Genomic DNA, 10,370 nt, shown 5'->3' on the forward strand with positions numbered 1-10,370 from the left:
CGCGAGGTGCGCAGCTCGCGGTGCGTCACCAGCCAGATCGGGAACCGCACCGGCGGCACCTCGTCCAACACGCGGACTAGCCCAGGCGTGCCTTGCGCGATCTCGTCCATCATGACGCCGATGCCCATGCCTTGTTGCACCAGGGCCAGGTGGGGGATGGAGTGCTCGCAGTAGCAGCTGAAGTTGGCCTCGGTGAGCGGTAGGCCGTGCTGGCGCAGATAGCCCAAGAACTGGCCGTTGCGATCCGAACCCACAAAGGGCAGGCGGGCGGCCTCTTCGGCGCTGCGCGGGTGTCCATTCGCCTGGACCCATTCCTCCGAGGCGTAGAAACCGGCCGTCGCCTCGCGGATCAGTTGAGCGATCAGGTCGGGCTGATCGGGCTTGACGTGGCGAATCGCGATATCGGCCTCGCGGCGCAAGAGGTCGCTTAGCGCATTGGATGAAATCACCTCGATGACGATGCCGGGCTCTTGGCTTCGCAGCTGCCGCACCAATGGCGGCAGCAGGTGCGCGGCCACCGCGTCGCTAGCGGAGACGGACACCACGCCCTCAATGGCCTGAGAGCGGCCAGTGGCCGCCAAGCCCATGGCCTCGGCGGCGGCGCCCATGGCGCGGGCATGTTCGAGCAGTTCCATGCCGGTGGTGGAGAGCACCATGGCCTTGCCCACCCGCTCGAACAAGGTCACGCCCATGCGCTGCTCAATGGCCGCCACCTGGCGGCTCAGCGTCGGCTGGGTCAGGCCCAGCTTGCGCGCAGCCGCTGACAGCGAGCCGGTCTCCGCCGTCTCCAAAAACGCCCGGAGCTGGTTCCAATCCAGTTTGTCCATACGCGGATGTATATGTCCTGTGCAGATTTCGGCGTTTCCAGCGAACGCGTGCATAGATAGTATGCGGCTGTCGTCCCCATCCCGGATTCCGTCCGCAGCCTTTATGTCGTCTCCCACCCTTGCCCCGCGCGCCGAAACTGGCGCGGCAGCGCCCGTCACCCAGGACGCTGTCGCCCGCAAAGCGCGCTTCTGGGACCGCATCGCCCGCAAATACGCGGCCGACCCGATTGCCGATAGCGCGGGCTACGAGGCCACGCTGGCTCGTGTTCAGTGCCTGCTCTCAGCCGAGCAAGACGTGCTGGAACTGGGCTGCGGCACCGGCAGCACCGCACTGCGTTTGGCGCCCGGCACGCGGCACTTCCTGGCGACCGATGTGTCCAGCCGCATGATTGAGATTGCGCGTGAGAAGCTTGCTGCCCAGCCCGTGCCACAGCTGAGCTTCGCGCTGGCCGATGCCGATGCCGATGCGCCTGAATTCGCGCCCGGCGCCTACGACGCAGTGCTGGCCTTCAATCTGCTGCATCTGGTGGACGATCTCGACCAAGCGCTGAGCCTTGCCAAGCAAGCCCTGCGGCCGGGCGGCCTCTTGATCTCCAAGACGGCCTGCATCGGCGAGATGAATCCGCTCATCCCCTATCTCGCCCTGCCGCTGATGCGCGCCATCGGCAGAGCGCCTCATGTGCTGTGCTTCAAGCAGCCGCAGCTGCTGGCGGCGTTTGCGCGTCAGGGGCTGGAGGTGCTGAATGTGGAGCGGCACGGCACACGGGGCAAAGACATCCGCGTCTTCATCGTGGCCCGGAAGCCGAGCTGACCCCGGCGTCCCGCCGAGGCCTTCACTTCGATTGGATTTCGAGGCCTTGGCTCTGCAACATCGGCTTGCAATCACCTCGGCGCATGCCTTCAAGAAAGTCTGCGATGACTTGCGTGCTCAGTGTTTCAGTTCGGCGGGAGATGCCGTTCCCGGCGAAATTCATATGCGTCGCCCCCTCAATCACCGCCAGCCACTTGCAAGCGGCGGGCATGTCCTGAAACGGCTCGGTACGCGTTTGCCAAGAGGCGCCTCCGAGCTCGTTGTCGCGAGTGCCCGTGATCGACAGCACAGGGCGTTTGATGTCTGACCACGCATTGCGGGGGAATATCGTGCCAGCCCCTTGTGGAGACAAGGCAATGTAGGCGCTGAAGCGATCTGCGCCTTTCACGCCCAGCTTGTTTCTGGCACCGGCCTCCATCATCGTGGTGGCTGCACCCATGGAGTGGCCGATCAGTATCGACTCGGGTGCATTGCATCGGGACGATGCCCATGCCTTGGCTGCGGCGATGTCCATGAATCTTCCGCGATAGGCCTTGGGGTCGGTGATCAATTCCGACAGCCCGGCCCGCAGACCATGGCCACGCATGTGCTCGCGCAAAGCATCGCGCCCGCTTTCTCGGTGGCCGATCACCAGCGCCAAGTAGCCGAGGGACGCCATGGCCTCGCCGAGGTAGGGGTAGCCCTTCTCAGAGCCCCCCGCCCCGGGCGAGACGATGGCAATGCCCTGGCAGCCCGCTCGCTTGGGCGCGTAAGCCGTCACGGTCACGGCCTGTTGATCCTGCCGCGAGAGTGAAATCGTCTCCTGGGCGACCGCTGCCCCTGTCATCAGCAGGGCAAGCCCAGCCAAAGAGATGCGCAAAAAGAGTTCATTCATTCGAAACACCTTTGCCGTCTCCTTCGCAAGGCTTCACCCGTATCGAGACTTGACCTCAATCGCTCGCAGCCCGGCCCTCAGCCAGGGCCTCACTTCGGCTGAAAGCCCGGCATGCCCGCTTGCCAAAGGATGAAAGCCCAGCGGTCGGCCGTGCGTTGCTGGCCTTGGATGCGCGTGGAGCCTACGCCGTGGCCGGCGTCGTATTCCAGGCGCATCAGCACCGGCTTGCCCTCGGGGTTGGCGGCTGCAAAGCGGCTGCCCGTCTTGGTGCTCATCCACACGTCCACGCGGGTGTCGTTCACACCATGCTCAAACATCAGCGCCGGGTACTTGGCGCCGGGCTTGATGTGCTCATAGGTGCTGTTGTTGCGCAGGGCGTGGAACTCCTCTTCGATCTTCACCGTGCCGTACTCGGGGATATTGCCCGCGCCATTGGCGCGCGTCTCGCTGCGGATCTGGTCCAGATTGCCCACGCCGATCACGGCGGACGCAAACAAATCGGGCCGTTCGGTGACCACTCGGCCCACAAAGATGCCGCCGGCGCTGCCGCCATACACGGCCAGCCGCGAGGCCGAGGTGTAGCCCTGCTGGATCAGCCACTCCGCGGTGGCGATGCCATCACGCCAGGTGTTGAACTTGCTGGTTTTGTGGCCGGCCTTGTGCCACTCATCCCCCAGGATGCCGCCGCCGCGCGCATGGCTCATCACCATCACCCCGCCTTGCTCAAGCCAAGCCAGGGTACGCAGGTTGAAGCTGGGCTCCTCCACGCTGCCATAGGCGGCATAGCCGTAGAGCAGGGTGGGGTTGCTGCCATCGAGCTTGATGTCGCTGCGCGAAATGATGGACACCGGCACTTCCACGCCATCGTGGCTTTTCACTTTCACCTCGCGCGCGATCACGCCGGTCGGCACATCAAACTTGCCCTTGGGCGCCAGGTTCAGCACTTTGGGTGCGGTGTCTTTAGCGGCCAGGAAGTAGTGCTGGGCGGTGCGCGTCCAGCCTGAGAGTTGCAGCACCACGCCGGGCAGATCGGCGTCGGTATCGGCCAGGGTCACATTGCCTTCAAACGGCAGCTTGATGGCTTGAGGCGTGGCTCCCGCTTTTCCGCCGTGCGGCAGGCGATACAGCTTCTTGGCCGCGCCATCGCGGCGGGTGAAGTACAGCCCCTCGGGGGCGGAGGCCATGGCCGTGATCACCTCCGCGCCGCCGGGCACCAGCAGCTCGGCGCGGGCCATGTCCGCCTGCGGCAGTGCCAGACGCAGCAGCTTGTAGCGCGGCGCGTCCTGGGCCGAGCGCAGGTACAGCCACCCCTGATGGGCGCTGACATGGCCCACCTGCGCGGACTGGTCAAACACCTTGCGCCACTGCGGCTTGCCGGCCAGCAGCGCGGCGGTGTCCGTCATGTACAGCGAGCGGTAGCGGCTCACGCCATGTTGAACCACGGCCAGCGCCACGCCTTGCCCGCGCAGCACCTGAATGCTGGCGCCGTCGGATCGGTCCAGGCCCAGCTCGGGGTGCACCGTGGGGCCAAACACCGCCACGTCTTTGCCCGGCTCGGCCAAACGGCGCAAGTAGACGGTGTTGTCCATGAAGCGCTCGGCGCGTGGGCGCTTCTCCCAGTCTTGCGCCAAGCGGGAGTAGAAAAAGCCCGAGCCGTCATCCAGCCAGCTCGCACCGCCGCCGCGAATGCGGTCGATCGCTGGCATCACCTCCTGGCCGGTTTGGGTGTTGATCACATGCAGAGTGCCGATCTCGGCGCCGCCGGCCGAGACGCTGTAGGCCACCAGGGCGCCATCGCGGCTGTTGCTATAGCTGCCGATGGCATGCGGCTTGCCCGTGGCCTTGGCCAGCGCTTCCGGGTCCACCAGCAGTTTCTCCGGGCCGTCAAAGCCACGGCGCATATAGAGCTTGAACTGGTTGTCGCGGGCCAAGCGCTTCTCGTAGAACAGATTGCCCTTGGCATCGCGGTTCACGTCGGTCACATTGGCCGGCACCTCGGCATCCAGCTCCTGGATGCGCTTGAGCAACTGCTCCCGGCCCGGAATGCGCGACAGCACCTTCTCTGTGGCCTCGGCCTGCGCCTTCATATAGGCCTGCACGCCGGGCTCGCCCAGGTTTTCCAGGCAGCGGTAAGGATCTTCGATCTTCACGCCCCAGTAGGTATCCGTCACAGGACATGGGGCATGCACAGCAGGCATCTCCACGCCAGCCACTGTGGCGGCTTGAACAACAACAGGGAATGCGGCGCTCAGCGCCAAGGCAAGGGCAAGGGTTTTTTTCAAAAGGCTTCTCCAGCGAGCGGGCGTGGAATGTGAGGGGCTGAAGCGTAACCCAGCGGTGGATTGGCTGGGGGTGTGGCAGGCACTTAGGGCGCTCGCTTATTTGCTCATCCAACCAAGGGCAGAGCGCGCGTGCCGTTTCGGAGCGGCGGCACTGGATGGTGAAGTACCTTACAGGGTTAAGTCTTTCCTACAGCTTAAAGACCTGACCCCAATGCCATTTCCAATGCTGTTACGGCGGCATCGCTTCCGCAGCTCTTTTTATAGTTATCCGAAATCCGTCTCTCAGCTTTGCAGCTTTTTCGGCCTCGGCATTCCAGTTGCCTGGCTTTGTCGCGTAAATCCTATATTTGTTTTTTTTAGGAGTTATCGTCCAACCTTCCGATTCGAGTTCGGCGGCAAGGTTGGATAGTTTGAAATCTGAGTTGGGCCCGACGAATACACATCTCGCACCGCCGCTATCTTCCAACATATGGCAATCATCAAGATTTTTGACTGCGATTCTTGGTGCATTATTTATCGCCAAAATATATTCTTGTGCCAACTCTGCTTTGTGGCTGGGCTCAGGGCTAAGCCAGCTGTAGATGTCGTAAATGGCCAGTGATAGCAAAATAACGGCAACCATTCGAAATGGCCATTTGCCAACTGCAGTAGGGGTTGCTAGCACTTTTCTTCTCCTGCGACGCGTGACGCGGGGTCAAGTCTTAAATCGTTAACAGCGGAAGGGTTGGACTAACGATTAAAGACTTGATCCCAGGCTGTGCTACTTGGCGAACGGATGGGTGCACCATTGCTGCTCGCATGGCACGCCGTCATGGTTGCCGTCCAGCTTTACGCCCGGGCAGTTGGCAAGGAAATACTTTGCCTCAGTGCATGAACGCATCTGTGAACAGTGTTGACGACCATCGCAACGGAAGCCTGGGTCTCGAGAGGGCATGGTTGAAGGGCGCTCTTCGGCTTGCCTTGGACGGGCATACGAAGGCGACACTGAAGCAGGCGGAGCAGAGGCAGATTGCACTGCGGCCTCGCTGAGACGCACTTTTCGCTCGGCGTTCAATTCATCCTTCGTGGGGCGGCGCACTGGTGCGTCTGCAGGGCACGGGCTGCTTTGGAAGGTAACGGTTCCGTTGAAGACGCACTTGTGTACTGCATTCGCTCCATGCACAAGCTGCGACAGCACCAGCAGTGTCAAGCTTATTGCAAGGCGTTGGAGGTAATCGACTGCCATGTCTTGGTAACGAAGCGCTGAGTTGAGGATGGAAAGCGACGCTTAATGCTGAAAGAAACCAGACGCAAATGGAGTACAGCGGAATTTGCGGTCCGAGTTAATTTGCTTTGTTCGATCACAGGTCTGAAGAAGCAGCGTACTTTTTCAGTGTCAACGCCAATTGTTTCTCTTTTTGTGAATAACTACCTTCTTCATCATATCTTGGGGACTCTATTCCCCATACTAACGAAGATTCTTGGATTTTTCCCATTAGAAACTTGTTAAGCGCTTCATCAGATACCAGTTCTCGTCTTTCAGCAAGTCGCCTAGGCAATGACCAGCGATCCCAGAATACAGCACTTCCAAGTTGAATTTGTTCCTCTGCCCTAGTAAATGCACTTTTGGTTCCATCGGCAATCCTATAGCTGATAAATTCAAATTCCTTGCTTAGTATTTCTGATGCGAAATTATTGAGTGCGCTAGAATCATGAATTTTCTTTAGACTTTGAAAAGCTTGCCCTAAGTTATCTTTTTTGGGGCTGTACGGGCGTTTGATTTCTCCTGCTTTTAGCACCACTTCCAGGCTGGACAAAATGTCTGTTGCATCAATCAAGGGAAACCATGCGGAACCTTCTTTGGCAGTAAACCTTGTTTTTGATTTTCCTTCAGCATGATTGATTTCTTCGATTTCACCTACAACAATCTTTGCATCGATTGCTGGCGGAAGTTTCCCCCAGGATGCTGACAACTGACCAACCAACCAAATCACATCATCTTCTTTTATATCACTGACTGGCCATGATTTAGATCTGGTTACATGGAATCTAGGAGTCTCAAAGCCCAAATCATAGGCTTGCAATTCGGCATAAAAGGGAGAAGCAGCTTCGTCTGGATTATCGAGAATGATTTGCCGTTGAATGTAGTGGATAAAGTTGTTTTTCATTTTTGCTGGCGTCTCTTATCTCATTGCTGAGCGAACTTTTAGAGCTTATCTGCCGCCGCAATGCGGTGACCGAACAGCCCAATGCGCCCGGCGGCAGGTAAACCATGTCCGACGAAACCGTCACCACTCACGTTGGGCAACGCGGGGTCAGGTATTAAATCGTTAACAGCAGAAGGGCTGGACTAATGACTAAGACTTGACCCAAGCTTTGGATAAGGATTGCCCCGAGTCTTCCGTTCGGGTTATACAAGTTTTGGATTTTTTTGTGCAAATTCTGCAGCGGCCTTGATCAGGATGTCGGTGTCGGTTTCCGCTTTGTATCGGGACTTTGTTTGGTCAATCCCGGAGTTTTTGAAAATCGAAATGGCCGACTTGAAAAGCTTTAATGCATTTTCGTCATTTAGAAGTGCCTGTTTGAATGCCTCGCATCTATTTTCTATTTTATTACTTCCTAGTTGATCGATGTCGATACCCATGCCAATGATGCGAGCGATCAATATAAGTTGGAATCTTGCTTTCTTGTATTCATTTGGAAGTTCACCTGATCTGAACATTTGTTCAAGCTTGAAATAGCAAAGCGAGCTTACGTAATAAGGGGTGAACTTGTGGTCTGAGGCGAATATCTTTCCCTTGAATCTATTGACAATGGTTCCGTAATACCCAGACACGAGATGAGGTGATTGCAGAAACATGGAGGCGAAAGTTTTTATTTGAATAGGGATGCTAATGACTTGATTGCGCTTAACTCCCGGCAACGAATTGTATTGTTGGGATCTTCGTTCGTAATACAATCTTGGCTCTGTCTTTTCAGAGTTGAAGTAGAGTTCTAGCTTCTTTTGGAATGCGTTTAGTGCCTCTAGTTGCTCAGTTTTCACTTCGGTCTGACTGTTTGTTGCCAGCGTGATCTCAGTTTTGATTTCGTCATTGTCTGTGACGATAATCTTTATTGGTATGTTAGTGGTTTCTATGCCTGAGATGTTTTGGCAGTCATGTAGTACATTACTGGTCTGGCAGCCATTAACAATTTGATAATCTCTGAGTGTAAATCTATTCCCTGCTGGAGTTATTGATGTCGCGACAATCGTGATGCCATTATTCAAGACGCAAAATAGATCAAAGTCTCCATTGGTAAGGGTTCCCTTAATCTTTTTGTTTACTGCATTTTCTCCTTGAAAGTCGCGGACGTTGTCGTCGAATATATTGTGAATGGTTTGATTTTCATCTTGAATTAGTTTGACAAATTCACCAAATGGGATAACTCCTAGGTAGGCTTCCTTGACTCCCTTGATGTCTGGTAGGGTAATTCTGTTTTGAAAGTTTATTGTTGCTGATAATTTATTCTTTGTTTCGTGATATAGCTTTTGTATTTCGTTGGCGCCATATGGCGATATCCTTATGTCGTCAAAAAATCCAATGGAATCTAGCTCGGATTCTCCGTTTTGAATAATGGCCTTTAAGTTCTGGTCATCTACCCATTTTCCCGTGCATACGTAAAATAGTTTGCAGTGGGGTCTTCTGTTAATCATGTGGGATGAAAGTGATATGGTTTCATCCCATAGAAGTTTCATTAGTTTTATTTTTTCGTTTTGTACTAGTTTTGGTTCGTCGGAAAGGAAATCTTTTACCCCATGTATGAAGGACCCAATTTCGGAGCCGTTGAATGACGACGTGGTTTTTGATTGGATGAAAACTATCTCGGCATCCAAGTGACCAGCGGCTTCAACTAACTCCTTAAGTTCGTCCGCATCGGTAATGATTTTTCCGTTTACGTTCAAAAATAGTCCATCAATAGCGCAGTCTCCGCCGCTGCCAGTATGTATATCGTCAAGATCAAAGCTTGTTCGATTGAGCTTTGATGTTATGCAATAGTTTGAAAAATGCTCAAATTGGATTGGTTCTTTGAGTTTGTTGAGCTCGTTTTGAGTTGAAAACGTGTCAAGAAGCGATTTTGTAATTTTGTCCATTATTTATTTGTGTTTGTCTATTGAAGTTCAGTGGTTTGCCACTTTCAGGCGGTAGATTAGGCGAGGCCTTAAATTTCAATCCAGAACAATCGCAACCCGCTTGGTATAACTATCCTAACAGGCTATATCGGCGGATAGTCGTAGTGTTGAGTTGAGCGTGCCTTGCTGTGAAGACCTAAACCCGAATGCTCCCGCCTCCGGCTCGTCTCGCCGGCAGGCGTGGGATCGCTGAAGCTTTGGCTTTAGGACTCAGCAGTGAGGTCTAGGCAGTAGCACTAACGCACCTCACACCTGCTGGCATGATGCCCCCAGTTTTGTTTCCAACCGTCTGCCTCCCATGCCCACCCCTCAACCCTTCGCCACTCAAGCTCGCCGTCACGTCCTGCGCACCTTTGTTACCGGCTTTCTGACCGTGCTGCCCTTGGTGGCCACGCTGGTGCTGCTGGGCTGGGTGATGTCTTTGTTGATGGACTATCTGGGGCCCAAGAGTGTCTTGGGCCACACGCTGGGGCGCTTGGGGCTGCCGCTGACCGAGTCGCCGTTTGCGGCTTACTTGATTGGCCTGGGCGTGGTGTTGGTGTTTGTTTATCTGCTGGGCCTGCTGGTGGAGACGCAGTTGCAGCGGCGGGTGAAGGCGCTGCTGGAAAGCTTGATTGCGCGCATTCCGGTGATCAGCACCGTCTACGACTTGCTCAAGCGCATGATCGAGATGATGTCCAAGCGCGACGAGGCCGGCGTGCGGGCGATGGCGCCGGTGTGGTGCCACTTCGGCGGCGTCAAGCCCGAGGGCGGCGCGCTGGTGCTGGGGCTGCTGTCCAGCCCGGAGCCGGTGGACATTGGCGGCATCGCTTACCTGGCCGTGCTGGTGCCCACCGCGCCGGTGCCGGTGGGCGGTGGCTTGTTCTACCTGCCGCAAGACTGGGTGCGCCCGGCCGAGATCGGCATGGAAGGGCTGACCAGCCTCTATGTGTCCATGGGCGTCACCACGCCCGAGGTGCTGGGCAGCAAGAAGGGCTAAGGTCGCCGTCCAGCTGCCAGCCCGCTTTGCGTTTGCGGCGGATGTTTCAACGGGCCTTGATTTTTGACCCATCCAGCAAGCCCTGCGGCGGATACACCACCACCGAAGTGCCGGCCGTCAGGCCTTGGGTGACCCAGGCCATCTGGTTGTTGCGCGCTTCCAGTTGCACCTCGCTCAGACGGGCTCGACCCCCCTCGACCTTGAACACCGCATGCCGGCCCGGCTCGGCGCCCGGCAGCGGGAACACGGCGCTGACCGGCACCAGCAGCGCACCGTCTTGGCGGCGCGTCATCACCTTGACCGCGACGCGGTAGCCGTCGCCCAGGCCTTGGCGCTGCGCCAGCGGGCTGCTCAGGGCGATCTGCACCCGCACGCGCTGCTCTTCCACACCCAGCGCCGAAACCTTGGTGAAGGCACCCGGCTCGACCCGGCTGACCTGGCCCGCCA

Annotated in this window: 9 protein-coding genes and 1 pseudogene; 2 read left to right on the top strand and 8 right to left on the bottom strand. The window is 56.9% G+C overall.

Annotated elements, in window-relative coordinates; translation table 11 throughout:
* On the bottom strand, nucleotides 1–827 hold an 827-nt coding region (locus ACOVRJ_RS17915; protein WP_422045192.1), incomplete at its 3' end, for a LysR family transcriptional regulator.
* A gap of 103 nt (nucleotides 828–930) precedes the next feature.
* On the opposite strand from ACOVRJ_RS17915, the gene ACOVRJ_RS17920 reads away from it, so the two are divergent.
* Entirely contained in the window at nucleotides 931–1,638 is a 708-nt protein-coding gene (locus ACOVRJ_RS17920) for a class I SAM-dependent methyltransferase (protein ID WP_422045193.1), read from the top strand.
* 22 nt (nucleotides 1,639–1,660) lie between these two features.
* Here the strand turns inward: ACOVRJ_RS17920 and ACOVRJ_RS17925 are convergent, their stop codons facing one another.
* From ACOVRJ_RS17925 to ACOVRJ_RS17950, 6 genes are all read right to left on the bottom strand, one after another.
* Entirely contained in the window at nucleotides 1,661–2,512 is an 852-nt protein-coding gene (locus ACOVRJ_RS17925) for an alpha/beta hydrolase family protein (protein ID WP_422045194.1), read from the bottom strand.
* Nucleotides 2,513–2,601: 89 nt separating this feature from the next.
* Complete coding sequence (locus ACOVRJ_RS17930) at nucleotides 2,602–4,794, bottom strand: prolyl oligopeptidase family serine peptidase (RefSeq protein WP_422045195.1); 2,193 nt, start codon at nucleotides 4,792–4,794, stop codon at nucleotides 2,602–2,604.
* A gap of 229 nt (nucleotides 4,795–5,023) precedes the next feature.
* The gene (locus tag ACOVRJ_RS17935; RefSeq protein WP_422045196.1) at nucleotides 5,024–5,458 is read right to left on the bottom strand and encodes a hypothetical protein; all 435 of its coding nucleotides are present in this window, start codon (nucleotides 5,456–5,458) and stop codon (nucleotides 5,024–5,026) included.
* A gap of 96 nt (nucleotides 5,459–5,554) precedes the next feature.
* Nucleotides 5,555–6,019 carry an excalibur calcium-binding domain-containing protein gene (locus ACOVRJ_RS17940; RefSeq protein ID WP_422045197.1) on the bottom strand — a complete coding sequence of 155 codons (465 nt, stop codon included), beginning with the start codon at nucleotides 6,017–6,019 and terminating at the stop codon, nucleotides 5,555–5,557.
* A 115-nt stretch (nucleotides 6,020–6,134) separates the two neighbouring features.
* The gene (locus ACOVRJ_RS17945) at nucleotides 6,135–6,941 is read right to left on the bottom strand and encodes a hypothetical protein (protein WP_422045198.1); all 807 of its coding nucleotides are present in this window, start codon (nucleotides 6,939–6,941) and stop codon (nucleotides 6,135–6,137) included.
* 242 nt (nucleotides 6,942–7,183) lie between these two features.
* A complete protein-coding gene (locus tag ACOVRJ_RS17950) occupies nucleotides 7,184–8,905 on the bottom strand; it encodes an AIPR family protein (RefSeq protein WP_422045199.1) in 1,722 nt (573 codons plus the stop codon).
* A gap of 337 nt (nucleotides 8,906–9,242) precedes the next feature.
* Between ACOVRJ_RS17950 and ACOVRJ_RS17955 the strand changes: the two genes are divergently transcribed.
* Nucleotides 9,243–9,923: a DUF502 domain-containing protein gene (locus ACOVRJ_RS17955; protein ID WP_422045200.1), complete on the top strand. Its 681-nt coding sequence runs from the start codon at nucleotides 9,243–9,245 to the stop codon at nucleotides 9,921–9,923.
* A 46-nt stretch (nucleotides 9,924–9,969) separates the two neighbouring features.
* Here ACOVRJ_RS17955 and ACOVRJ_RS17960 read toward each other — a convergent pair.
* Nucleotides 9,970–10,370 (bottom strand): annotated as a pseudogene (locus tag ACOVRJ_RS17960) (efflux transporter periplasmic adaptor subunit); the annotation flags it as partial.

The sequence above is a fragment of the Roseateles sp. genome, assembly GCF_049240545.1.
Classification (GTDB): domain Bacteria; phylum Pseudomonadota; class Gammaproteobacteria; order Burkholderiales; family Burkholderiaceae_C; genus Paucibacter_A.

Excerpts from the sequence above, each read along its gene's own strand:
- ACOVRJ_RS17945 (WP_422045198.1), bottom strand. The coding sequence starts at position 6,941 with ATGAAAAACAACTTTATCCACTACATTCAACGGCAAATCATTCTCGAT.
- ACOVRJ_RS17955 (WP_422045200.1), top strand. The coding sequence starts at position 9,243 with ATGCCCACCCCTCAACCCTTCGCCACTCAAGCTCGCCGTCACGTCCTG.
- ACOVRJ_RS17940 (WP_422045197.1), bottom strand. The coding sequence starts at position 6,019 with ATGGCAGTCGATTACCTCCAACGCCTTGCAATAAGCTTGACACTGCTG.
- ACOVRJ_RS17920 (WP_422045193.1), top strand. The coding sequence starts at position 931 with ATGTCGTCTCCCACCCTTGCCCCGCGCGCCGAAACTGGCGCGGCAGCG.
- ACOVRJ_RS17925 (WP_422045194.1), bottom strand. The coding sequence starts at position 2,512 with ATGAATGAACTCTTTTTGCGCATCTCTTTGGCTGGGCTTGCCCTGCTG.
- ACOVRJ_RS17950 (WP_422045199.1), bottom strand. The coding sequence starts at position 8,905 with ATGGACAAAATTACAAAATCGCTTCTTGACACGTTTTCAACTCAAAAC.